We start from the raw sequence: 23,891 nt of genomic DNA on the forward strand, positions 1-23,891 counted from the left end.
AAGGTCAAAAAGGCGAGTTAAAGATCTGCACGCCTTAGCCTCGGGCTTTCAGTGCGACGTGAAGTCGCTGTCATGCAGTGGTAGTTGCAAGGAGAGGAGTCGACTACTCCGGCCTGTGACCGATGGCCGGTCTCCAGCCTCGGGTGCGTCTGCGGTGACGCGGGGGTGCTGAGCCGAGGTGGTCAAGCTCAAGGGCACGATGGGCCATCATCACGCCACAAGCGAAGGGGAAGTCCGAGCGGGCGAGCGAAAGCGAACCCTTGTCCTTACGAGCCGACATGAGGAACACCGCGTCAATGGCGAAGCGGTCGGCGGTGGGAACTCCTTGCATTGAGAAGTGCGACACGGCGCGAGATGTCCGGCCGCACACACAAGATCATCAGGATCTGCGAGCCAAGGCGTCCCCGTCCTCGCCGACATGGCCTGCATCGGCGCGGGCGAGTGGGTCACCACCCCCAAACGCCGACCGCTCCAAGGTGAACTCACCACGACCGAGCGGACGGTCAACCGGGGGCTGTCCGCGGCTCGCGTACCCGTCGAACGAGGAATCGCGCGCCTCAAATCCTGGCGAATCTTCCGCAGAGCCCGATGCAGCCCGAACCGCATGACGTCAATCGCCAAGGCTGTCCTCACCCTGGAGCGGCACCGCTGAAAACCCTCACCGTGTCCTGGTTACGCCCGCCGCTTCAGGCAGCAGATATCGCTCGTGGGCGGTACCGCAGACGCTGTGTTGTTCATCGTTCAGAGTCCGCTTCGTCGGCCGTCTCCGCGACGTCTTCGAACAGCCTGGCAGGCGCTACGTCCAGGCCGGACGCGATGCTCAGGATGGTCAGCACCCCCGGATTGCGCCGCCCGTGTTCGATGTAAATCAGTCCTCGAAAACTCAATCCGCTGCGTTCGGCGAGCTCTTCCAAGCTGTAGCCGCGCTCTTCTCTAAGGCGTCGGATTTGCATTCCGATGGACACAAGTCGCGGATCCGGCAGCGATTGACTTTTGGGCACACGGTGACTCGACCGTCACACCATCGAGGTTCACCATGAACAGTTGTGCATAACTACTCGGTGTAGTGGAAAGCATCGTTCTGACCGGCCCTGAACAGACACCAGACGCACCGGCCACACAAGGCGCTCCACCGCAGCAGCCGCCACCGACGTGAACCTCCGGACCGCCCACAACGCCACGTCGCCGGGCCGGTACGAGGGCGAGCACCCGTGCACAACGCTCCACCGATTTACGGGCGGAACATTGAGCAAGCCGACCGAGCCGTTCGATCGCTGGCACAAGCGATATCCCAAACCAGAACGCGGCGAGGAGCCGTGCCGATGCGGCACCAAAAAGCGCCCCCTATACCCGTCTGCGGATCACCGCCGGGGCCGGCAATGGCAAGCGCGCTACACCGACACCGGGGGCAAAGAGCGAAGAGTCTGCCTGACCACCTGGCAGGAGGCGCGTGAGCACCTGGACAGGGCACTAGCAGAAATCAAAGAGAAGGAATCACCAAACCCCTCCGACAGCAAGCGCGTTGCATACTACGCGGCTCAGATGATTGAAAGGAGACGCCAGCGACAAAAGAACGCCCATACGACCGCCGCCTACGAAGGCCAACTTCGCAGCCATGTCCTGCCGTTCATCGGGGGCCGCTCGGCCGGCACCCTGCGCCGCCGGGACTCCACGTCCTTCGTCGACTACTTGATCGACAAACCCAACATCAACTCGCCCCGCACGGTGGTCCAGATCTTCAAGATCTGGCGCCTTCTCATGCACTACATGGTCGACGAGGATGTCCCGCTCCCGTCCAACATCGTCTCGCGGATCGAACTTCCGGAAGTCACACCGCGCGTCAAGGTTGTGCTGTCACCCGGACATGTCGCAGCAGTCGCAGCTGCGATGCAGCGGGTGGCGCCCCGCTATGAGGTTCTGATCTGGCTCGGCGCGTGCGCCGGTCTGCGTCTGGGCGAAGCCTTCGGGCTGACGCGAAGTCACGTGGCCTGGGAAAATGGCCTGCTTCGCATCATCGAACAGCGTCAGCGCGGCAAGGCTGTACGACTCAAGACCAGATCCAGCTATGCGACGTTGCCAGTGGATCGTTTCCTGATCAAACAGCTCGCCCGCCACGCTGCGCAGTTCTCCGGCCCAGAGGCCAGGTTGTCCTCTGCCGAGCGCCGCAGGCAGGACCGCGCTCCTGTTGACCTCACGTCGGAGGACCTTCTCGTCACCAACCGGATCGGCCGCCCCGTCCTGTACAACGACTTCTATGCGAAATGGCGAAAAGCCGTGACGCGAGCCGGACTTCCCGAGCGAACTCGCTTCCATGATCTCAAGCACTTCTACACCAGCACGCTCGGTGCCTCCGGCCAGCACGACCCGAAGACCGTGCAGGCGCTCTCACGGCATGCCGAGTTCTCCGAGACCTGGGACACCTACGCCCACCCGCCGCTCGCAGTGGAGGCGGTCACGGTCACGGTGTTCGGTGCCGCGTTCTCTGACGTCGCATCGGCTGTCTGAGAATGCTCGGCACGTCCAGTCCGCAACTCCCTACATCTCAACGGGCGCTCCGGCTGCGCTCGTTGACACTCAGTCGTACGGAGATCGTCGAGTCGTGCCCGCGTCGGGGGCCGCTCATGGACCAGGTCGACAGAACCTTCGACCGGACCGAATCCATGGCGCGGAACTGGTCAGGATGGCCGACCCTATGAGCGCTGGCGGGGTCGGGCCGGATGGAGTCGAACGGCCCCTGCTTCGATCCATGGGGCGAGGTTCACCAACCGTCCCCCGGCCGCACCCCAGGCAGGACCGCTGGAGTCGGCGGACGCTGAGCGGTTCTGTTCGCGAGAGCGCAGTAGGTTTCGCGTCAACTATCGGCAGATTCCGGAAGCGCCCGTTTCCCCCGCACCATTGCTCCGGTATTTTCCTCAGGCAACTTGAGTCGGCAGCTGACGGTGCAGGGGGACGCGTGAGCAACGACAGCAAGGGCCAGCCGCACCTGTTGATCTCCGTGCTTGACGATGATCCGTTGAGGGCACGCCGTGATGCCCGCGAGCTGCTGGCAGAGGCGTCCGAGGCTGATCCGACGGTCTCGCTGCGTTTTCCTTCGGCCGGTCCGTCGGTGAGCACCGGCAAGGGCGGCGACATCGCAGGGATCGTCGGGCTGGTCCTGAGTGCCGGCTCGCTGGCGGCATCCTGCGTCCAGGTGTGGCTGGCCAAGGTGCCTCAGCGCACCATCGTCGCGACCCGCCTTGACGGAGCCACTCTGCGCCTCACGGGCCGCGAGGCCCGTGAGGACGACCAGCGCCTTGAACACTTCCTGGCCGGTGGTTCCCTCCCCGTGGACGGGAAGAGCGCCGACGGTGCACCAGGTCAAGACGACTCCTCAACGGCCGGCTGACGGAACGTGCGTAACAACGACCGCTACGCCTTGCTGATCGGCGTCTCGGCGTACGACAGCGACGACTACCACGATCTTCCGGCGGTGCGGGCTGATCTGCATTACATGCAGGCCGTCCTGCAGAGCCCGGATATCGGCCTGTACAACGACTGCGAGATGGTGCCGGATCCGACGCGTGCCGAGATGCTCCACGCCATCGAGTCGTTTCTTGAGGAGCGGCAGCAGAGCGAGAGCGCGTTGCTGTACTTCAGCGGGCACGGGGAGTTCTGCGAAGCCGATAATCAGCTGTACTTCCTCACCCGTGACAGCGACCGGGCTGATCTGCCCCGCACCGCGGTGTCGGCGGAGTTCCTGGAACGGACTCTGCAGTCCTCTCGTGCCGCGTCCAAGATCGTGCTGCTGGACTGCTGTGCCAGCGGTTCGGTTGTTCAGGGCTGGCGGGCCAAGGGCGGGAACGGGTCGGGTTCGGGCGAGGAGGAACGCACCACCCGGCTGCGTCCCACCGGCGTCTACTTCATCACCGCCTCCGACGCGTTGCAGGCCGCCTCCGCCATGGCACCCGAGGGATCGGCCCTCGGCACCTCCCGCTTCACCGGCGAAATCGTCGAGGGGCTGCGGAACGGACGGATCAAGGACAGCGGATGGATTTCGCCCGACGACCTCTTCGCCTATCTGACCACGCAGATGGTGCGCAAGGGTGTGCCGGAGGAGCAGCGCCCGACCAGGTCCACCATCCTCGCCACCCACACGCTGTATTTCGCCAGGTCCGTGGCGCGCCCGGTCGCTCTCCCCGCTCCGCCCGGTGAGCCGCCGACGCCGTCCGCTGCTCTGCTCGAGGCTCGTGAGCGGGCCGCGGCTGACAGTGAGAATGCCGGCGACTGGCAGCGGCTGCTGCGCTATTACGCGCAGTGCCTGAGCGCGCAGGCCGCAGCGAGCATGCTGCCCGACCGTCGGGCCGGACGGAACTCGCAGTACTTCCTGGTGGACAAGGGGTCCGAGACTATTCAGTCCGGCCTGGGTTCGGTACTGCCCGCTCCGGAGGGGCTGCCCGGTGCGCAGGCGCCGGCCGACAGCACGGGAAGGAGCGGGTCAGGGCGCGCTGGTGATCAGCACGAGTACTGGTACGGGTATCCGGCCGTCACGCTTCCCTCCCGTGGCGAGGGCGGCCGGCGCACGGACATGGGCATCGCACCGCTCCTCATCCAGCAGATGGAGTTGGCTCCGGACGAGAACGGGCGGGCGGTGCTGCGCCCGAGCGGAATTCCGTCCTTGCACACCAAGCTGGTGACCGAGCTCCTCTCCGAGGACGAGGCAGCCCAGCTGCTCGCCCGCTGGCAGCCGACGTGGCAGCACGGCAATGACGCACAGATGCTCCGCGCCGTTCGGGACCTGCTCCGCGAGCTGGGGCTGACGGAACTTGAGCCCCTGGACGTCTCCGCGCTGCGTGCGGAGTCGGTGTACGAGGCCCTGCGCCCCGGGGCGCACAACGCCGCGGTGATCCTGGCCCCTTCGAGTGTGGAGCGGTTCGCCACCGACGGTGTCGTGGAGAATCTGCTGGCCATCTCCGCGCGCACGGACGAGATTCCGGGCACTGCTCTGGATGCTCTGCTGAACGGTGCCGCTCCCGCTCCGGGAACGGAGCCGGTGCTCGTGGTCGCGGCCGGGCCATCCAACGAGAGCCAGGAGCAGGTGATCGTCTCGGCGATGACGCAGCCTCTGACCGTGGCCACCGGTCCGCCCGGTACGGGAAAGAGCGAGGTTGTCACCTCGGTGGTGGCCACGTGTGTCGCGGCCGGTGAGTCTGTTCTGGTGGCGTCGACCAACAACGAGGCGGTGGACGTCGTCGCCCAGCGGTGTGACGAGATTGCTCCTGGTCTGCTGATGCGTACCGGCAACGTCGACGCCCTGGTGAAGGAGGCCGGGAAGCTGGAGCAGCTGCTGTCGGATCCGCCTCCCCCGCTCGGCCGCAGCTCCACCACGGTGGCGGGTGAACTGCGCAACCTCCGCTCGCGCGCCACCGTTCTGCGGGACCAGGCAGGCCGGCAGGTCGAGGGCGAGGTGGAGCTCGCCCGAATTCTGGGGCAGCGTGCGGAGCTTGCCACGAAGGTCGGGCTTCCGCTGTCGCTCCTGTCGCGATTATGGGAGTCCGACGACCCTGCAGCGCTCGCCCGCTGGGCAGCACGGGCCCACAAGGCGGCAACGGCGGGAGGCTGGTGGGGGCGTTGGCGCCGGACGCGTGTAATGAAGGCGTTCACCGCAGCTGCCCGTGCCGAGGTGATCCCACAACTGCCTGCATGGGCTGCGCAACGGCCCGTCGCCCCGGACCTTCTCAACGACCTGGCGGATGTGACCAGCCTGGAGCGCCAGGTGCGTGAACTCACGCCGTCTCAGCTCGCCTACGACGAGGACATCCTGCACCAGGCTCGTAGGGCATGCGCCACGGCACGGGCGGAACTGTCGGCGGAATTGTGCACGGCGGTGTCGGCTGAGGTGCTCAGCCGCGGGCGATCGCTGCTGGACCAGCGTCTCCAGACGTTGCGTCAGCGCAAGGGGACCCAGCGAAGCCAGTTGAATCTGCTGGGTCACCTGAAAGGGTGGGCGATCACCACGCACGCAGTGCGCCAGTTGAAGCCGGCCGCCAAGCTCTTCGACCTGGTCGTCATCGACGAGGCCAGCCAGTGCTCCATCGCCTCTGTGCTGCCTCTGCTGTTCCGCGCCCGGCGGGCCTTGGTCATCGGTGATCCGATGCAGCTGACGCATATCCCCGGTATTTCCCCGGAGCAGGAACGCCAGGCCCGTGTCAGGGCGGGGCTGAGCGCGGCGTGGCTGGAGGACCGACGGCTCGCCTACCACGTCCACTCCGCCTACCACGCCGCCGCGCAGAACGGCGAGGCCGCGCTGCTGCTCGACGAGCACTACCGCTGTCATCCGCAGATCGTCGACATCGTCAACGGCCACTGCTACTCCGGCGCGCTGGAGATCATGACCGACGTACGCGGGCAGGTGTCCGCGGTCGATCTCATGGGCACCGGGGACACCGCTCCCGTGCTGGCCTGGGCGAGCGTGCCGTCCAGCGAGTCGGTGCGCGGCCCCGGAGGAAAGTCGTGGCGCAACCCGTCCGAGGCCGACGCCGTGGCCGGCGTCGTGAGAGAACTGCTTCATCACCTGCCTCAGAGCGCAACGGTGGGTGTGGTGACACCCTTCCGGGCGCAGAAGGACGCCCTGGAAGTCATGGTGGGCAGCGACCGGGTGCGCGTGGGAACAGTTCATGCCTTCCAGGGCGGTCAGCGCGACGTGATGGTCCTCAGCCCGGTGGCAACCGCCAACACACCTGCGAGGACGGCCCATTGGGTGGCGAGCCAGGTGAATCTCTGGAACGTCGCTATCACCCGCGCGAAGTCCCAGTTGATCACCGTGGGCGACCACGGCTACTGGCAGCGGCAGACCGGTCTGCCGCACCTGCTGTCCTCACGCTCGCTCCTGTGGGACCGAGCGCGGACTGCCGGTGTGCAGAAGGGGCCCGTCCACGAGTCCGGCCCACGGCCGGATCCCCGTCTCAGGGATCTCACCGACACCGTGCAGCAGGTCCTCGCATCGCGGGGCGTCGTCGAGCTGGAACGCGATGCCATGGTCGGGGGGCAGCGGATCGACCTGTTGTTCACCACGCCCACGGGTAACACGGCGGTAGTCGTCGACGCCGGACCACAGCCTGGCCGTGAGGCGGCACGACATCTCCGCCTGTTGCACGAACGTGCCGGCCTGCTGATCGGGCTGCCATCCGGTGGCCGGGGCGCGAAGGCCGGCCGTGTCGATCGAGTTGTCCGTATCCCCGCCTGGCGCATTCTCGCAGGCCCGAACGCACTGGTGCCGCTGTTCGACTGAGTGACCTGGACGGCCGTCCGCGGTCGACCAGGACATACGACCTGGGGAGAGGCAGTCGTGGCAAGCACTCTGAAGACTGAAGAAGTCCTGCATGCTCTCAAGCAGCAGGTGACCGTACGGGTGCACTCAACACGAGAACTCGTAGGCAGAGTCGAGGAAGCTGCCGCCGACAAGGAACGGGAGCGCTACGACACCTTCCAGAAGCGGCAGGAGGAGGGCAAGACGAAGCCGGGAGACACGTACGAACCATTGCGCCGCAAGCCTGGCCTGCGCGCACTCCCCAGCCCGGAGACCGGATTGTCGGTGCGGTTGACTTTCTGGGACGTACTCCACCATCTGGGCCGCGGGCTTGCCCTGTCCCAACGCGGTGCATCGCGCGGGCTGGCCGAACACTGGGGCAGTCTCAAGTACTGCCAGGCACTCAGCGCAGACGACGAAAACCAGCTCACGCTGTCCGACGAGGGCAATCGGATCGCCATGTACTACAAAGCGCTGCAGTCCGAGGAGTTGGGACATGCCTTCGCTCTGGCCGTCAGCGAACAGATCCTCACCCGCCGCTATCCGGACCACAGTGTGTCGTTCGTCCGTGCCGACACCGCACTGCGGGCCGGCTGGACCCTGACGAGCCGCGACAGGGCGAAGACCAAGACCGTGGGCTATCAGTACCGTCCGCAGTTCTTCGCCGAAGTGTGGAAACCGGGCGAGTCCTCGCGCGTTATCCCCATCGCGTGCAAGGGCAACCACAGCGACCGGCAGAAAGCGTGCGAGCAACTCGCCTCAGCGGCAGTCCATGCCGACGGCGTACACATCGGAGCCTGTAATGAAACGCCGGTCCTGCTGTTCAGCACCGAGATTTCCCTGGAAGGCCCGCTGACCGTCCACGCCCTCCATGCCGAAGGCCCCGGCGGCTGGCTGCACATCCCAGACGACGCCTCCGCCGCCGACATCGGCCTGCCCGTAGGCGACGAGAACCCGCCCGTAGGCATCTTCAAACCAGGACAAGGCAAAGACCCCGACACCTCTGAGCCCGGATGCCAGGTCGGTCCCGACTACTACGAGTGGTTCCAACGGGCCCTGGCCCGAGTTGGTGCCGCCGGTCTGACGGCCTTCGCTGGCGACGGGGAATCCACCGGCGCGCTCCTGAACGCACGTCAGGGCAACGATTTCTTCCAAGGCTTCGCACATGCTGCCGCCGGCAGCATCCAGGACCTGGGCTACACGCTGTTGGGCGAGAAGTTCGAGGGCACGGATCATGTCTTCCGGCTCAACGGCGAAAGGGTCCAAGCGTTCTCAGGAGTCGCGGCCGACGTCCTCGATGCTGTCGTCACCAGGGAAGAGGACAAACGACACGCTGATATTGCAGCCTATCGGCAACGCGTACACGCGTGGAGGGACAAGCGACATGGGACGTTCCGGGACCGCGAGTGGGGCGGGCTGGTCTCGATCAGTCCGGACGGCACGGTGCTGGCCATGCGGCAGATTCCGGCGTTCCAGGACGAGTAGTCCGCGCGGCCTGCGTCACCAGTTATTCGAGCGCAGCTCAGGCGAGATTCCGTGATGCAATCGGCCGGTTGATCAGCTCCACCGTGGCGAGGTACCACCAAAAAAACCCAGTCCAGGAAGGCTTCGTCGTGGTCGCCGCGCTGATCGGCCCGACGGTGTCGCAGGTCGTAGCGATTGGCAGGAGCGGTTCGAGTACCGTCCACTGGGCGTCGGTCAGGTCGTGACGAGCGAACGCGGGTAGCGTCTCTTCGCGGGGTCTCCGTGCAGGTGAGCGTCTTCTTGGTCGATGAACCCACCTACCGGAGACCTCGTTCATACGCATACTGCGATATGCCGCAGCGATCAGATCGTGGCCAGCACCTTCACGAATCGAGCGAAATTCTCAAACGGAACCGAGGAGCTGGCCCCCATCACCGATATCTCCAATACAGCCGATATCGCTGATGTCACCGATGAAGCCCAGCCCCTTCCCCTCGCCTCGGCGCTCCTTCAGCCGGTGCTGCCGTCCTCCAACTGCTCGGCGACGCCGCGGGGTTCGCGGCCGAGCAGATCGGCCAGCAGGGGGTCGACCCCGGCGAAGCGGCCTTCGCGAGCGGCCTGGTATCTGGTGAGCATCATCCGTGCCATCCCCTCCGGCATGCCATCCGCGACCTTGTCCGCGATCCACTCCTCGTCGTCCAGCACGACTCGCTTGACCTCGCGGCCGCTGATCCCGGAGGCCATCGCGGCGACGTCGGCGAGGGTCACGGCCTGCCGCGCGGTGAGGGTGACCGGCCCGTCGAACCTCCGGTCACCGGCCAGGATGACCGCTGCGGCTTCGGCGGAGTCGGCGCGGTCGGTCCAGGAAATCGGGCCATCGGCCGGAGCCGCGATCTCGCCGGTCTGCCGCCAGGGGCTGAGCAGCCAGAGCACGCTGTGGGCGTAGTAACCGTTGCGCAGCGAGGTCCAGGCGACACCGGATTCGGCGAGGAGTACCTCGGCCGCGGCGTGATCGCGGGCCGGGGGGAAGGGGCTGTCGGCCCCGGCACCCTGATGGCTGGTGTACAGGATGCGCCGGGCTCCCGCTGCGACGGCAGCCTCGATGCCAGCGCGGTGCAAGCCGACATGGTCGGCATGCGGGTCGCTGGAGGACACGAGCAGGACCTGCTCAGCACCCTCGAAGGAGTGGCGCAGCGCGGCCGGATCCGCGTAAGAGCCCTGCCGCACCCGCACCCCGCGTTCGGCAAAGTGCCGCGCCTTGCCGACGTCGCGCACGCTGACGCCGATCCGCTCCGCGGGAACACGCTTGAGAAGGTGCTCGACAGTGGCGCCGTTCAACGCGCCCGTGGCCCCGGTGACAACGATCACGATGAATCCCCTTTCACTTGTCACACCCGCCGCACTCAGTACGCACGGAATGGGATTGCCTCAGCGGCCCTCAAGCAGCAACGGCAGAAGAATGTCGTCGACGAGGTGCTCGACAAAGCGCTCATCGCACGGCTCGCCCGCGACGACCACCCGGTGCACGATGACCGCCGGAGCGATCTCGGCGAAGAGCTCGGCGGCCCTGGGCGTCAACCGCTCGCCGTCCCCGATCGCCTTGCGGAACGGCTCATCAGTCATCGCCGCCTCGTCCCGGCGCAGGATTCGACGCATCTCCTCGGCGAGCCGCGGATCCCCACGCATCCCCGCGAACAGCGCCCCGAGCAGTCCGATCTCCTGCTCAGCGATCTCCCGGGCCAGCCACCCGGCAAGCGCAAGCAGGTTCGCCCGCAGGTCGGCCGCGGCAGGCGCGGGCGGCGTGGCATGCGAGCGATAGTCCACCGCCGCGGCAACCAGGTCGGCCTTGTCCCGATAGCGACGGTAGATCGTCGTCTTGGCGACCCCCGACCGCCCCGCGGCCGCCTCGATCGACAACTGCTCGTACCCGAGCTCCGTCAGCAGCGACAACGTCGCCTCCAAGATCGCCACATCCCGACGGGCATCCCGCGGCCGACCCATGCCGGCCGCCGCGTCCGCCCCGCCGTTACGCGGCCCACTCGATGCCTCGGTCAAGAGTGACCGCCCCACTTTCGATACGCTACCGTTGCGTATCGAAACTAACCCCCGATCGCCCCCGAGGCCAACCCGAACAGCGGGCGGACAGTGCTTTCCGGCCACCAGTGCGACGCCCTACTTCTGGGTCGGGCCCGGCGCGGCGGCGCGGCGCGGCTGGGCCCCGGGCAGGATGACGATCGGGGTGCGCGGCCCGCCCAGGGCGGACGGGGAGTTGGTGACGATCGGGGAGCCGGTGGTGGGCTCGTCGGCCAGGGCACCGTTCACGGCCTGCTGCCAGATCAGGGCGCAGATGGTGGAGTCGAAGATCTCGCCGCCGTAGCACCTGCTCGACGCGGTTGAGGTCCGGGCGAGCTGGCCCCTCCACCCAGCCTGACAACGATGCCAGTACGACTGGACAAAGAGCCTCGGACAAGGTGCGCTCCACCGCCCACCGCTTGGGCTGGACCTGGAAGCCGCGCTGGTCAGGATCCTTGCGGACGATCTCCAGCTCACGGCCGAGGATCTGGGCGGTCCAGTCGACCAGACGGTCGGCGAAGCCCTGGTCTGCCCAGACCGTCCGGACCCCGGGGTGGTCGAGCCTGGTCCACAGTAACGGCGCTTCGCGCTGTCGCGGTCCTGGATGCTCGCCGCGACGACGTGGACGGCCAAGCGCAGGCCGAGGGTGTCGGTGACGATGAATCTCTTGCGGCCCTTCACCTGCGGCTTGGACAAGGGCACGTGCCCGGTCAGGCCGCTTCGCCGACGAGGAGACCCAGCAGGATGATGTCGAGCGCGCCAGCGAGGCGCTGGTGGAGATCGAAGGGGGCTGGTTCCTCCCGGATCCAGCGCAGGATCGTCGCGAAGTAGCAGGCGGCCAGCAGTTGTCCGGCCTGGTCGCAGTCGACGGCCGCCCTGATCTCACCGCTCTCCCGCCCTTGTTCGACGATTCTGGCGAGTTCGATCTCCAGAGACGGGTCCTGAAGGAGGCGGCCGTACCGCGCGGAGGCGTCCATCAGGACAGTGGTCTCGGCGCGGGAGACGGCGTTGAGGTCGGCCATCTCTTTCAGGTAGCGGCGCAGCCGGTCGCCGACCGGTATGTCTTCGGCGTGCTGGGATCCGAGGATCTCGTTGACGCGGGCGCGGCGGCGGACGCCCCACTCCTCAAGGAACCCGACCTTCTGCGAGAAGTGGTTGAAGACGGTGGCCCGGGCGACGTCGGCGGTTTCGGCGATCTGGTCCATGGTCGTCGCCTCGTACCCCTGGGCGACGAACAAGTGCACCGCAGCCGCGTAGAGCCGGTCGCGCACCTGCTGTCGCTTGCGTTCCCGGCGTCCGGCGGGCGGTGCTGCGGGCGTGGACACCAATTCGCCTCCTGCCTCCGGGATCTTCATGGCCGTCAGTACAGCACATGGCCGCACGGGTATTGACGCCGCCCCACCACCTTCTTAGATTAGCGGCCATTGATGGACCTCAGTCCATCAATATACTCAAGTCTCGCTATCTGATGCGGGGCGAGAACAGGAGGCAACGTGGCTTCCGTGGCAACCCGCACAGGCTGTGTCGAGCTCGGACACGGCTGTTACGCCTGGATCGCAGGCGAGTCCGGATGGGGCATGAGCAACGCCGGGCTGATCACCGGCCGGGGCGAGTCACTGCTCGTCGACACCCTCTACGACCTGCGGCTGACCAAGAACATGCTCGACGCGCTCACGCCGCTGACCGCCACCGCGCCGATCGCCACCGTGGTCAACACCCATGGCAACGGCGACCACTGGTTCGGCAACCAGCTCGTGGCCCACGCCGAGATCATCGCGGCCCGCGGGTCCGTGGCGGACATGCGACAGGTGGGTCCGGCCGAGATGCTGGCACTGACCGGCATGGACAGCCCCGCCGGACACTTCGCGCGACGGATCTTCGGCCGTTTCGACTACGCCGGCATCGAACCCACCCTCCCGAACCGGATCTTCGACGGCGTGACGGTCCTGGACATCGGTGGCACCGAGGTCCGCCTCATCGACGTGGGGCCCGCGCACAGCGCCGGGGACACGATCGTGCACGTGCCGCAGGCCCGGACCGTCTACACCGGCGACATCGTCTTCGCCGGGGCGGCACCGGTCGTCTGGCACGGCCCCTTCACCAGCTGGCTCTCCGCCTGCGACCTACTGCTGGGCCTCGACGCGGACATCGTCGTGCCCGGCCACGGCCCAGTCACCACAAAACAGGCCGTCCGCGAGATCCGCGACTACCTCGAATACGTCCATGAGCAGGCCACCGCCCGTTTCACCGCCGGCATGCCGGCCCTGGACGCGGCCCGCGACATTCGCCTCGGCCGCTTCGCCGACCTGGACGAGAGTGAACGCCTCGCCGTCAACGTGCACACCGTCTACCGGGAGCTCGACCCCACCCTGCCCCCGCTCAACGGTCCCGGTCTCTTCGGCTGCATGGCCGAACTCCGCCCCCGCGTCTGACGACGCTCCCCGCCCCTCCCTGGCTGAGGCCCCACCCTCCGCTGAAAGCACACCGTCCCCGCCCGGTGCGCCCAGCTCACACCGTCCCCTCGGGCCGTACATCCCGCCAAACCCTGCAAGGAGGAGACATGGTCTCCACCCCCGCCTACACCCCACCCGCCGTCCCGCCGTCCGATGCCGCACCGGCCACCGCGGCACGCCACACCGGCACGATCATCGCCGGCTGTCTGGCCGTCTGCCTGGCCCAGATCGGACTGGTCCTGCCCGCCGCGATCAACGGCGTCATGCAGCGAACCCTCCATGCGTCCGGCGGAGAACTGACCTGGATCAGTGACGCCTTCCTGGTGCCCGCCGCCGTCCTCGCGCTGACCTTCGGTGTTGTGGGCGACCTGTACGGCCGTAGAAAACTGGTGGTGAGCGCGGCACTGCTGTCCGCCGTCGGATACCTGGTGTCCGCCACCTCCCACTCGGCAGCCCAGCTGATCACCGGCCAGGCGATCTCCGGGATCGGAGCCGCCGCGCTCTTCCCCGCCTCCCTGTCCATGATCACCTCGATCACGACCACCCCGGCCGCGCGAGCCAAGGGGCTGGCCTCCTGGACAACGGCCCTGTCGCTCGGCGCCTTCCTCGCCCCGCTGATGTCCGGCGGGATCGTCGAGCACGTGTCCTTCCAGTGGGCGTTCGGCGTGACCGGCGTGCTCGCCGTGATCACCGCGGTGGGTGCCTGGCTGCTGGCCAGCGAGTCCAGCGCCCCCGAGGGCCGTTCGCTCGACTGGCCGGGGCAGATCTCCATCGCCGTGGCTATGCTCGCCCTGCTGTACGGCATCATCCAGGGCCCCTCCGACGGCTGGAGCTCCACACCCGTCGTCGCGTCCTTCGTCGCCTTCGCCCTGTTCCTCGCCGCGTTCGTGCTGGTCGAGAGCCGCAGCGCGGCCCCGATGCTCCGCCTGGAGCTGTTCCGCATCCCGGCCTTCGCCGCGTCGGCCGCCATGGCGGTGATCGGCATGTTCGGCTTCCTCGGCGGCGCGTACGACCTGAGCATCCGCCTCGGCGTCATCCAGCACCAGAGCCCCTTCCGAGCCGCGGTGCCCTTCATGGTCATCCAGGGCGTCACCCCGCTCATCTGGCCGCTGCTGGTCCGGCTGCTGCACCGGGTGGGTCCCGGCCCCATGCTCGTCACCGGGTTCGTCTCGCTGGCCGTCGCCCAGCTGTGGCTGCGTGCGGTGCCGATCCACGAGAGCGGCCTGATCCCCCTGCTCGGGCCGCTGGTGCTCAATGGTGTCGGCTTCGGTCTGGTCGTCGCCGCCCTCACCGCCGCCGCCGTCAACGTCGTACCGCCCAACCTGACCGGCATGGCGGGTGCCACCACCAGCCTGGTCCGCGACCTCGGCCAGACCCTCGGCCCGGCGGTCGTGGGCGCCGTCGCTCTCGGCATGGCCGGGCGTCAGCTCACCGGCAGCCTCGCCGAAGCGGGCCTGACCCCCAAGGAGCACGGCATCGCCTCCGCCGTCCTGCATGAGGGCGGCCCGCTTGCCCTGCACGGCGCCGACCTCGGTCCGCTCAGCGCCAAGCTCGCCCCGTACACCATGGACGCCCTGGCCCACGGCTACAACAGCGGGCTGATCCTCACCGCCGTCGCCTGTATGGCCGCCGCTGTGATCGCCGCCGTCTTCGTTGGCTTCCGGCCCAGCGGCACGCGGCCGGCCGAGGCGGAGGGGAGCCCGGCGTGAAGTTCGCGACCTTCATCCACGACGGGAAACCGCAGTCGGGAGCCATCGCCGACAATCAGGTCCACCCGTTCGAGCACCCCGTCGAACTACTGGATCTGGTCATGGAAGGCGAGCAGTCCCTGCGCGAGGCGGGCGAGCGCGCCCTGACCGGCTCCCTGCCGCTGCCCCTGGCCGACGTACGGCTGCTGCCACCGCTGCAACCGCCGACCGTACGCGACTACATGACCTTCGAGAGCCATGTCGAAGGCGTCGCTCAGGGATACGGCGACACCGTCCCCGAGGAGTGGTACGAAGCTCCCGCGTTCTACTTCACCAACCCGTACGCCATGATCGGCGCCCACGACGACGTGCCCCTGCCGCCGGGCTGTCTCCGCTTCGACTTCGAACTCGAAGTGGCCGCCGTCATCGGCAAAGCCGGCCGGGACCTGACCCCCGAGCAGGCACGCGAACACATCCTCGGCTACACGATCCTCAACGACTGGTCAGCCCGCGACCTGCAAGGCCGCGAGATGAAGGTCAAACTCGGCCCGGCCAAGGGCAAGGACACCTCCACCACCCTCGGCCCCTGGCTGGTCACCGCCGACGAACTGGAACCCCACCGCAACCCGGAGGGCTTCCTCGACCTCACACTGACCGTCCAGGTCAACGGCGAGACCGTCGGTCAGGACCGGCTGGCCAACATGGCCTGGACGTTCGAGGAGATGGCAGCGTACGCCTCCCGCGGCACCTGGATCCGCCCCGGCGACGTCCTGGGCTCCGGCACCTGCGGCAACGGCGGCTGCCTGGCCGAACTCTGGGGCCGCGGCGGCACCTTCGACCCCCCGCCGCTTGCCCCCGGCGACGTCGTCACCATGACGGTCGAGGGTATCGGCACCGTCAGCAACACCGTCATCGAAGGAGTGGCGCCGGTCCCTCTGCCCTCCGCCCGCCGCAGGCAGTGACCCCCTACCGGCTGGAATCGGGCCGGAGCAACGGATCTCCCTCGCGCAAGGCCTCACCCTCTGAGCAACCTGCCTCTGTCAGATCCCTGTGCCCGACACAGCGTCCGGCACAGGGGAAAGGCATGAACAACGTGGACAAGGCCATGGCCTCGACCGCCGCCGCAGTCGCCGACGTCCCGGAAAGGGCCCTCGCTGACGGTGGGCAGCTTCGGGCTGTGCGGCATCCCCACCGTGCTCATGGGCGACCTGCACGCGCAGGGTGCTGGCGGTCTGTGCGTGGTCTCCAACAACTACGGCGTGGACGGCCAGGGCCTCGGCATCCTGCTGGCCGACGGCCGCATCACCCCGGCTGACCGGCTTCTACGAGGGCGAAAACAAGGAGTTCGCCCGCCAGTACCTCTCCGGTGAACTGGAAGTGGAACTCACCTCACAGAATGATGTGGTGTTTGCTGCCCGGGCATGCGCGATCGACCGTGCTGGCTCCACTTTGGGCCCCTGCGGGCTGCTCCGACGTGGGAGGAGCCGATCACCACCCGAGACCAGTCCAGCTGGTTCCTTCGATGTTTCAGTGCGGCTCGCGCGACGGACAAGCCCAGGTGGCGTGAGTCGATGGCCAGCCGATCATCGCGAAGTACACCGAAGACATCCTCAGCGCGGCCTACCGCTTCCACCCGTTCGACTTCGTCCCCAAGACGGGCGTCAGCCACTTCCAGGTGAGCGGTATCAGCCTGGCCGACGTGGACCTCGGCGGGCACACCTCGGGCTACCTGTGGTCGCCGAGCGGGCACTCCCAGGGATCCGGGGCACGGGGCACGGGGCACGGGGCACAGGAATGTCGCATGCGGTTGGACCGTGATCCATCCACCGTCTGGCGGGTCGACGGCGCCGAACCCGCTGTCCCCTGGCAAGCCGACCTGCCCCGCCCGGCCGTCGTCACCTCGTACACGCTGACGGCCGCCCCCGACCGCCTCGAGCGACCACCCCCGGCAGTGGACGCTCGATGCGTCGTAGGACGGGACCACCTGGACGACCCTCGACACGCGGAACCCGGGGGCTCGTCAGCCGCGGCGAGCGCCGGACTTCCCCCGCAACCAACAGCACGGCCTACCGCGTCTACCGGCTCACCCTGACCCCCGGCGCGTCCTCCACCGGCTGCCAGATCGCGCCAGCGAGCAAGGGCTTCGACACCCGCGCCCAGCGCACGATCGTCCACTACCGGCGCACCCTCGACTTCGTCGAGGGCATCCGCCGGCCGGTCCGCTGATGTCATGGTCTTCCGGTACACGTCCGACCGTACCGACGGACTCTCCGGAGCGATCTCGCTGACGTCCGCGCAGGACGCTGGTCGCCGGAGCACGGGCCGTGCGAGGGCGGCCGCACTCAAGTGCGGTTCCCGCGTGCCGGGCCACGGCCGCGGACATACAGGTGCGCCTCGCGCCGAACTTCTGCACCAGTACGTGTCGGCAATCGAGGCCCTGAGACACACGCCGGACAACCGCGACCTGTGATCAGGCATCGACGCGCCGGCGTTTCAACGCGATTCGCGCGACTCAATCGTCCAGTACCCCTTGCGCACATCCCGGACCTCCTCCGGCACCGGCAGCTGCGGATCCACGTACCCCCTCACCCATTCAATGGGCGCTCCGTCCGCGTCGTGCAGCGTGATGACTGCGACGGAGACCGGAGTGTCGAGGTAGAGGCCCAGGTGACGGGAGACGATCGGCGGGGGCGTGGTGGCCTGCATGCGTCGGCGGATCGTGGCGACGTCGATGCCCTCCGCTTTCAGGATCGACATCATCGGCTTGGAGCGGAGATCCTCCGGGCTGTGGCGTTCGCCGGTCTCCGGGAGCTGCACGTTGTGCAGCACGACGTGTGGCCGGCCCTCGTAGACCCGCAGCCGAACGCACTCCCACAACTTGCTCCCCGGTTCGAATCCGAACGCTCGGCATGCCTCTGCGGGAACGACCGCGACACCGCAGCGCAGGAGTTCGTATCCGTACTCGGACGACTCGTCCTCCGGGTAGAACACGGGGAGGTCACTCGCGTCGCCGGGGAGAGGTGGGATGTAAATAGCTCTGGGACGTCTGCCGCGACCCCGCTCGACGAGGCCTTCTTCGCCCAGGCGCTCCAGCGGGGTTCTTGCGGTCACCAGGCTGACGTTGAACCGCTCGGCAAGCTCACGCTCACCGGGAAAGTCGGTCCGTCCCACCCAGAGCCCGTCGAGGATCTCCGAGCGCAGTTGCCGGTAGATCTGCTGCTGCATCGGGACGTCCGGGTTCAGGACGTCACCGTCATCTGCCGTCGGAACAGTGGTTCCTGGTGCGGCAGCACCGGACTTCTGGGGCATGGAGCCCGCCTTTCGTAACCAAGCGCAAGCAAGGGGCGACCTCCATTGTCGCCGACCGACGCTTGACAATCTACATTTCCCCTATGAATATGTGATTCAGGGTTTTACGCTTCGCAAACCTTCCTTCCTGTCGCCCTGTGAGGACATGGCATGACTGCACAGAACAGGTATCAACTGCCCGATATGCCGCTTCCCGAGCTGTTCGTCGCTTCCGAGCGGCGGGCGCGCGGCAGCGTCAACGCCTACCGAATGGATCAGCTTCCGGCTGGTACACAGCGGGAGTTCGTCGACGTCACAGCCTCGGACGGTGCGTTCTCCTTCGGGCTCCTGCATCTGCCGCCGGGACCGCGGCCGAAGGCCGTCGCGGTGTTCATGCACCCGCGTGAGAACCAGTCACGGCAGTACATGAGCCCCGCTCTGCTCACGGCCGGGTACGCGGTGTGGGGGCAGACGAGCCGTGCACTGAACAACGACACCGACATGGTCCACGAGGAAGTCATCCTGGACACCGCGGCGGGCATCCGGATGCTCAAGGAGCGGGGCTTCGAGAAGATCGTGCTGATCGGCAGCAGCGGAGGAACCTCCCTGCTCGCCTACTACCAGTGGCAGGCGTCCCTCCCGCCCGAGGAGCGCCTCACCCACGGCCCGCACGGCGAGCCGACCCGGTTCGCCGCCGAGGAGATGCCTCCGGCCGACTTCTACGTCGCGCTGGCCCCGCACGCTGGCGAGGGCGTCTTCCTGCTCAACATGCTGGACCCGGCCGTCGTCGACGAGTCCAACCCGACAGCCGTCGACCCCGAACTGGACATGTTCAACCCCGCCAACGGCTATCAGCCGTTCCCGGAGCCCAGTAAGTACGACACCGACTGGCTGACCACGTACCGCGCGGGGCAGCGGGCCCGGGCCCGGCGTATCGATGTCCTCGCCCGGACCCTGCTCGCCGACTACCAGGAGGCGAGGCAGGTCGCCGACCTGGAGCAACTCAGCTCGCCCACAGCGCGCAGGGCGTTGATGTCGCCGTACCTGACCATTTACGGCACGGTCGCCAACCCCGCCCACACCGATCCCACGATCCACCCCAACCACCGGATCCCCGGCAGCATCTTCTCTTATGGCCACCCGCTGCGCGGCAGCTACGGCCCCCAGGCGGCGGGGCGGCTACTCACCGCTCGGGCATGGCTGTCGACCTGGAGCGGACTGTCCGCCCAGGCCGAGTGGACGCACGCCGCCGAGCACATCGACGTGCCCACCCTCGTGGTCCTGCCCATGGGCGACACCGACGCGTACCCGGAGGAGCAGGAGGAGATCTTCTCCCGTATCCCGGCGGCCGACAAAACGTTCACCACCCTCGACCACGCCCACCACTACCTGTTCCTGCTGCCGAACGCACCGGTCGACTACAACCCGCGCGCCAAGGCCGGCCAGATCATCACCCAGTGGCTTGACGAGCGCGTCGACGCTTCCTGACCCCCGCTCCAGCCAAGACTCTCTGGAGGCAGCAATGCCGTACTACCGTTCCGTGGGACAGGTGCCCCACAAGCGCCACACCCAGTTCCGCAAGCCCGACGGCGGCCTGTACCGCGAGGAGTTGATGGGCACCGAGGGCTTCTCCTCGGACTCCGCCCTCCTCTACCACACCTACGCGCCGACCGACCTGTTGGCGGTGGACACCTGGGACATCCCCGATCAGGAGTCCCAACCCAACCACCCGCTCAAGCCGCGCCTGGTCCAGACCCACAAGATCGACGAAGGCGGCGACACGGTCACCAGCCGACGGCTGATCGCGGTCAATCAGGACGTGCGCGTCAGCTATGTCGTCGCCGACCGGCCCAGCCCGCTGTACCGCAACGCCATCGGCGACGAGATCTACTTCGTGGAGTCCGGCACCGCCCGCGTCGAGACCGCCTTCGGCGTCCTGGACGTCGGAGCGCGCGACTTCGTCATCATCCCCACCTCCGCCACCCACCGCTGGATCCCCACCAGCGACGAGCCCGTACGACTGCTCATCCTGGAGTCCACCGGCACCATCCACCCGCCCAAACGCTACGTCTCCACCAGCGGCCAGTTCCTGGAACACTCCCCCTACTGCGAGCGGGACCTGCGGGCCCCCTCCGAGCCGTTCATCGTGGAGGGCGAAGGCGTCGACGTGTACGTACGCCACCGGGCCGGCGGCACCCGATACACCTATGCCCACCACCCCTTCGACGTCGTCGGCTGGGACGGGCATCTGTACCCGTACGCGTTCAGCATGGACGACTTCGAGCCGATCATCGGCCGCATCCACACGCCACCGCCCACCTTCCAGGCCTTCGAGGCCCCGGGGTTCGTGATCTGCGCGTTCGTACCGCACAAGGTCGAGTACCACCCGGACGCGGTCATCGTCCCGTACAACCACGCCAACGTGGACTCCGACGAGCTGGTGTTCTACGCCGCCGCGGCGGGTGGCGCACGTAGCGGAAACGGTATCGGCCAGGGTGCGATCACCTGGCACCCGGCCGGCTTCATCCACGGCCCGCACGCCAACGAGCTGGAGCGTGCCGTCGAGGCCTACAACGCGGGCCTCATCGAGATCAAGAACGCGTGTGCCGTCATGATCGACACCTTCCGCCCGCTCGACCTCGGCGAGGCCGCACTAGCCACCGAGGATTCCGACTACATCGCCACTTGGCGCAACGCCTGACCTCACGGCCACAGGGGTGCCACGGCATCGGCGCCGTGGCACCCCCGCACCACCCACAGCCACCGCATGTCCGAGAGTGCCGGTCCCCCTCCCCTGGAGAATCACCATGCGTGCCGATGAGGTCACCAGCCGAGTGACTACCCCACTGACCGCGCCTGCCTACCCGGTGCCTGTCGGCTCCCGGTTCATCGACCGGGAGTACCTCAACATCGTCTACCGCACCGATCCCGAAGCGTTGCGGGCCGTCGTACCCGAACCTCTGGCGGTACCAGAGCCTCTGGTGCGCTTCGAGGTCATGCACATGGGTGACGTCGCCGGCTTCGGCCCCTACACCGAAGCCGGCATCGCTGTCCCGGTGGAGTTCGAGGGTGAGCAGGGCGAGTACCTGCACTCCATGTATCTCGACAACTTCCCGGCCACGGCGGCCGGGCGTGAGCTGTCCGCCTATCCCAAGGTGCTGGGTGCCCCTCGCCTCTACGCCGACCACGGAACCCTCGTCGGCACCCTCGACATCGGCACCCTGCGCGTAGCCACCGCAACCATGGGCTACAAGCACCGGCGGCTCGACCCGGACGAGGCGCTCCGTCAGATCACCGTGCCGACGTACATGGTGAAGATCATCCCGGGCTACGACCTGCGGCCCCGTGTCGCCGACCTCGTCCGCACCCAGATCACCGACATCACCGTCAAGGAGGCCTGGAGCGGGCCCGCCCGTCTCCAGCTCTTCGAGCACGCTCTCGCCCCGCTCGCCGACCTCCCCGTCCGCGAGGTCGTCTCGGCGAGCCACATCCTCACCGACCTTGCGCTGGCCCCCGCGAAGCCCGTCTTCGACTACCTCGCGTAACAACCATCCGCTCTGTTTCAGGAGGCGACGACGATGTCATCCCCGATTCCAGTGTCGAACCGGGCCACGCCCCACGGAGGGCTGTACCTCCGTCGTGGCGGCAAGCCGGACGGCCCCGTGCTGGTACTCCTGCACGGCGGCATGGGAAGCGGCGACGCCTGGCGTGGTGTCGAGCAGATCCTGGAAGAACGCTGGCCGGGCGGATGGATCGTGCCCGACCTGCCTGGGCACGGTCGCTCTCCCCGACTGACCCACTACAGCCTAGGCAGAATTGCAGCCCAGGTTGCCGAAGCCGTGGCCGGGCAGGTGGGTCCCGGCGTGCCGGTCAACGTCGTCGGGCACTCTCTCGGTGGACTGGTCGCCCTCGCACTGGCCAGCGGATGGTTCGGCATCGACGTGGCCACAGTGTGCGCGATGGGCGTGAAACCTGTCTGGTCCGCCGAGGAGAAAGCCTTTGTCGCCGCTATGGCCGCTTCCCCTGCGCCCGTGTTCCCCTCCCGCAACGATGCCGTACGGCATCTGGCGATGATGCCCCCAACAGCGGATCTGCTCCCGGCCGAGTCCCTCCTGTGGGAATCCACGGTGATCGGCGACGACGACCAGTGGCAGGCGGTGGCAGACCCCGCCTCCCTGCCGGTGCACGACCTACCACCGCTGATCGCCGCCTGCCGGGCCCAGGAGATCCTGCTGGCCGCCGGCGAACACGACCCGCTGTGCCCGCCGTCCAGACTCGCCACCGTCTATCCCTCGGCCATGGCGCTGGCCGGAGCTGGCCACTACCCCCATATCCAAACCCCCGAAGCGGTCTGGCCCTTGCTTGACCACCTGCTCCAAACAGCGCTCCTCACCGGGAAGAGCACTCCGCAGATGTGAGGTCAGGCCCCGGAGAACCCTCTCCGGGGCCTGACCCGCCTCTCTCGGCGTCTCGCGCGATACCCCTTGCCGACCACCTTCCAGGCCCGACGGCCCTCTACCGCCTCCAAGGAGAAGTCATGTCCAGTCATCGGATCGGCCTGCTGGTGCCGAGCTCCAACACCACCATGGAGACGGAGATCCCGGAGATCCTCCGCCGACAGAGCGAACTGACGGGTGATCAGTTCACCTTTCACGCAAGCCGTATGCGGATGAAGACCGTGGAGGCGAGCGAGCTGGCGGCGATGAACGCCGATGCTGGCCGGGCCGCCGTGGAACTCGCCGACGCGCAGGTCGAGGTGATGGCGTACGCGTGCCTGGTAGCGATCATGTCCCAGGGCAATGCCGCGCACCGGGGTATCGAGGCGGACCTGACGCGAACCGCCGCCGAGAACGGCTGCGCGGTGGACGTGCTGTCCAGCGCCGGGGCCCTGGTGGAGGGCCTGCACCACCTCGGCGCGCGCAAGGTGGCCATCGTCACTCCGTACATGAAGCCGCTCACGGCCCTGGTCGCCGGATACATCGAGGCCGAAGGCATCGAGGTACGTGACGCCGTCAGCCTGGAAGTGGCCGACAACCTCGCTGTCGGCCGCCTCGACCCCTCCCGGCTGCCCGACATCGCCGCAGGCCTCGACACCCGGGACGTTGACGCCGTCGTGCTGTCCGCCTGCGTGCAGATGCCGTCCCTGGCCGCCATCCCTTCCGCTGAGCAACGCCTCGGCCTGCCGATCGTCACCGCGGCCGCCGCGACCTCCTGGAAGATCCTGCGCGCCCTCGGTCTGGACACCGTTGCCGAGGGCGCGGGCGCCCTGCTCAAAAAGCACTGACCAGCCAGGACTGCGTGAGCAGCGCCCTCAGTCGCCGCCATGTGCTCGAGACCGGCACCGACTCCTTCCGCCTCGCCCAGACCCGGGCCAGGGCCGAACAGACCGCAGGCTGACGCTCACAACAGTCCCTCGTCCCGCGGCCGCTTCGAGCCGGGGTATTCTCCCGCACGCCCCGGGCGCCGCGAGGACGATCCCGCGCGAGGCCCGCATGCCCGGAAAGCACACGCGGGCCTCGCGCCGGGGGGGGGGGCCGCCCCCCCCCCGCCCACCGAGGAGGGCACCCCCACCCCCACCACCCGGGGAAGGGCCATACATTTTTTCTTCCGGGAACAAAAACACAAAGACACCTCCCCACC

General features: G+C 67.7%; 19 protein-coding genes and 2 pseudogenes. 15 read left to right on the plus strand and 6 right to left on the minus strand.

Features of this window, described 5'->3' with window-relative positions:
• Nucleotides 1–360: 360 nt before the first annotated feature.
• Nucleotides 361–652 (plus strand): annotated as a pseudogene (locus tag ACZ48Z_RS01155) (transposase family protein); the annotation flags it as partial.
• Between the two features lie 82 nt (nucleotides 653–734).
• Here the strand turns inward: ACZ48Z_RS01155 and ACZ48Z_RS01160 are convergent.
• On the minus strand, nucleotides 735–953 hold the full coding sequence (locus ACZ48Z_RS01160) for a helix-turn-helix domain-containing protein (protein WP_402421694.1): 219 nt from the start codon (nucleotides 951–953) through the stop codon (nucleotides 735–737).
• A 292-nt stretch (nucleotides 954–1,245) separates the two neighbouring features.
• Here ACZ48Z_RS01160 and ACZ48Z_RS01165 point away from each other — a divergent pair, with 292 nt between their 5' ends.
• From ACZ48Z_RS01165 to ACZ48Z_RS01180, 4 genes are all read left to right on the plus strand, one after another.
• Complete coding sequence (locus tag ACZ48Z_RS01165; RefSeq protein WP_468733684.1) at nucleotides 1,246–2,505, plus strand: tyrosine-type recombinase/integrase; 1,260 nt, start codon at nucleotides 1,246–1,248, stop codon at nucleotides 2,503–2,505.
• 448 nt (nucleotides 2,506–2,953) lie between these two features.
• Nucleotides 2,954–3,385, plus strand: coding sequence for an effector-associated constant component EACC1 (locus tag ACZ48Z_RS01170; protein ID WP_468733685.1), 432 nt, complete (start codon nucleotides 2,954–2,956; stop codon nucleotides 3,383–3,385).
• A gap of 6 nt (nucleotides 3,386–3,391) precedes the next feature.
• A complete protein-coding gene (locus tag ACZ48Z_RS01175; RefSeq protein WP_468733686.1) occupies nucleotides 3,392–7,267 on the plus strand; it encodes a caspase, EACC1-associated type in 3,876 nt (1,291 codons plus the stop codon).
• A 57-nt stretch (nucleotides 7,268–7,324) separates the two neighbouring features.
• The gene (locus tag ACZ48Z_RS01180; RefSeq protein ID WP_468733687.1) at nucleotides 7,325–8,770 is read left to right on the plus strand and encodes a hypothetical protein; all 1,446 of its coding nucleotides are present in this window, start codon (nucleotides 7,325–7,327) and stop codon (nucleotides 8,768–8,770) included.
• A gap of 489 nt (nucleotides 8,771–9,259) precedes the next feature.
• Here the strand turns inward: ACZ48Z_RS01180 and ACZ48Z_RS01185 are convergent, their stop codons facing one another.
• The 4 genes from ACZ48Z_RS01185 to ACZ48Z_RS01200 form a co-directional block, all read right to left on the minus strand.
• Nucleotides 9,260–10,117: an SDR family oxidoreductase gene (locus tag ACZ48Z_RS01185; RefSeq protein WP_468733688.1), complete on the minus strand. Its 858-nt coding sequence runs from the start codon at nucleotides 10,115–10,117 to the stop codon at nucleotides 9,260–9,262.
• A 60-nt stretch (nucleotides 10,118–10,177) separates the two neighbouring features.
• On the minus strand, nucleotides 10,178–10,720 hold the full coding sequence (locus ACZ48Z_RS01190) for a TetR/AcrR family transcriptional regulator (RefSeq protein ID WP_468733689.1): 543 nt from the start codon (nucleotides 10,718–10,720) through the stop codon (nucleotides 10,178–10,180).
• A gap of 201 nt (nucleotides 10,721–10,921) precedes the next feature.
• Complete coding sequence (locus ACZ48Z_RS01195; protein ID WP_468733690.1) at nucleotides 10,922–11,071, minus strand: hypothetical protein; 150 nt, start codon at nucleotides 11,069–11,071, stop codon at nucleotides 10,922–10,924.
• 461 nt (nucleotides 11,072–11,532) lie between these two features.
• Nucleotides 11,533–12,147, minus strand: a complete 615-nt coding sequence (locus ACZ48Z_RS01200; protein WP_468733691.1) for a TetR/AcrR family transcriptional regulator — start codon at nucleotides 12,145–12,147, stop codon at nucleotides 11,533–11,535.
• A 177-nt stretch (nucleotides 12,148–12,324) separates the two neighbouring features.
• Here ACZ48Z_RS01200 and ACZ48Z_RS01205 point away from each other — a divergent pair, with 177 nt between their 5' ends.
• The 5 genes and pseudogenes from ACZ48Z_RS01205 (at nucleotide 12,325) to ACZ48Z_RS01225 (ending at nucleotide 17,189) form a co-directional block, all read left to right on the plus strand.
• Nucleotides 12,325–13,254, plus strand: coding sequence for an MBL fold metallo-hydrolase (locus tag ACZ48Z_RS01205; RefSeq protein WP_468733692.1), 930 nt, complete (start codon nucleotides 12,325–12,327; stop codon nucleotides 13,252–13,254).
• A 128-nt stretch (nucleotides 13,255–13,382) separates the two neighbouring features.
• The gene (locus ACZ48Z_RS01210; protein ID WP_468733693.1) at nucleotides 13,383–14,984 is read left to right on the plus strand and encodes an MFS transporter; all 1,602 of its coding nucleotides are present in this window, start codon (nucleotides 13,383–13,385) and stop codon (nucleotides 14,982–14,984) included.
• Complete coding sequence (locus ACZ48Z_RS01215; protein ID WP_468733694.1) at nucleotides 14,981–15,925, plus strand: fumarylacetoacetate hydrolase family protein; 945 nt, start codon at nucleotides 14,981–14,983, stop codon at nucleotides 15,923–15,925. Before ACZ48Z_RS01210 ends, ACZ48Z_RS01215 begins: the two co-directional genes overlap by 4 nt.
• A 131-nt stretch (nucleotides 15,926–16,056) precedes the next feature.
• Nucleotides 16,057–16,385, plus strand: a pseudogene (locus ACZ48Z_RS01220) (CoA-transferase); the annotation flags it as partial.
• Nucleotides 16,386–16,925: 540 nt separating this feature from the next.
• On the plus strand, nucleotides 16,926–17,189 hold the full coding sequence (locus ACZ48Z_RS01225; protein ID WP_468733695.1) for a hypothetical protein: 264 nt from the start codon (nucleotides 16,926–16,928) through the stop codon (nucleotides 17,187–17,189).
• A 267-nt stretch (nucleotides 17,190–17,456) separates the two neighbouring features.
• On the opposite strand, the gene ACZ48Z_RS01230 is transcribed toward ACZ48Z_RS01225, so the two are convergent.
• A complete protein-coding gene (locus ACZ48Z_RS01230) occupies nucleotides 17,457–18,272 on the minus strand; it encodes a GntR family transcriptional regulator (protein ID WP_468733696.1) in 816 nt (271 codons plus the stop codon).
• 150 nt (nucleotides 18,273–18,422) lie between these two features.
• Between ACZ48Z_RS01230 and ACZ48Z_RS01235 the strand changes: the two genes are divergently transcribed.
• The 5 genes from ACZ48Z_RS01235 to ACZ48Z_RS01255 all read left to right on the plus strand — a co-directional run bounded on the left by ACZ48Z_RS01235 (nucleotide 18,423) and on the right by ACZ48Z_RS01255 (nucleotide 23,535).
• Nucleotides 18,423–19,739, plus strand: coding sequence for a hypothetical protein (locus ACZ48Z_RS01235; protein ID WP_468733697.1), 1,317 nt, complete (start codon nucleotides 18,423–18,425; stop codon nucleotides 19,737–19,739).
• Between the two features lie 34 nt (nucleotides 19,740–19,773).
• Nucleotides 19,774–20,952 carry a cupin domain-containing protein gene (locus ACZ48Z_RS01240; protein ID WP_468733698.1) on the plus strand — a complete coding sequence of 393 codons (1,179 nt, stop codon included), beginning with the start codon at nucleotides 19,774–19,776 and terminating at the stop codon, nucleotides 20,950–20,952.
• Between the two features lie 106 nt (nucleotides 20,953–21,058).
• Nucleotides 21,059–21,796, plus strand: a complete 738-nt coding sequence (locus ACZ48Z_RS01245; protein ID WP_468733699.1) for an acetoacetate decarboxylase — start codon at nucleotides 21,059–21,061, stop codon at nucleotides 21,794–21,796.
• Between the two features lie 117 nt (nucleotides 21,797–21,913).
• Nucleotides 21,914–22,669, plus strand: a complete 756-nt coding sequence (locus ACZ48Z_RS01250) for an alpha/beta fold hydrolase (RefSeq protein ID WP_468733700.1) — start codon at nucleotides 21,914–21,916, stop codon at nucleotides 22,667–22,669.
• A 119-nt stretch (nucleotides 22,670–22,788) separates the two neighbouring features.
• Entirely contained in the window at nucleotides 22,789–23,535 is a 747-nt protein-coding gene (locus ACZ48Z_RS01255) for a maleate cis-trans isomerase family protein (protein WP_468733701.1), read from the plus strand.
• The last annotated feature ends 356 nt before the right edge of the window (nucleotides 23,536–23,891 follow it).

The organism is Streptomyces sp. NPDC031225, from assembly GCF_055570355.1.

Bases quoted from the DNA above. Each gene is read 5' to 3' on its own strand.
- ACZ48Z_RS01160 (WP_402421694.1), bottom strand. From the start codon at position 953: ATGCAAATCCGACGCCTTAGAGAAGAGCGCGGCTACAGCTTGGAAGAG.
- ACZ48Z_RS01210 (WP_468733693.1), top strand. From the start codon at position 13,383: ATGGTCTCCACCCCCGCCTACACCCCACCCGCCGTCCCGCCGTCCGAT.
- ACZ48Z_RS01225 (WP_468733695.1), top strand. From the start codon at position 16,926: ATGCGTCGTAGGACGGGACCACCTGGACGACCCTCGACACGCGGAACC.
- ACZ48Z_RS01230 (WP_468733696.1), bottom strand. From the start codon at position 18,272: ATGCCCCAGAAGTCCGGTGCTGCCGCACCAGGAACCACTGTTCCGACG.
- ACZ48Z_RS01235 (WP_468733697.1), top strand. From the start codon at position 18,423: ATGACTGCACAGAACAGGTATCAACTGCCCGATATGCCGCTTCCCGAG.
- ACZ48Z_RS01240 (WP_468733698.1), top strand. From the start codon at position 19,774: ATGCCGTACTACCGTTCCGTGGGACAGGTGCCCCACAAGCGCCACACC.
- ACZ48Z_RS01245 (WP_468733699.1), top strand. From the start codon at position 21,059: ATGCGTGCCGATGAGGTCACCAGCCGAGTGACTACCCCACTGACCGCG.
- ACZ48Z_RS01255 (WP_468733701.1), top strand. From the start codon at position 22,789: ATGTCCAGTCATCGGATCGGCCTGCTGGTGCCGAGCTCCAACACCACC.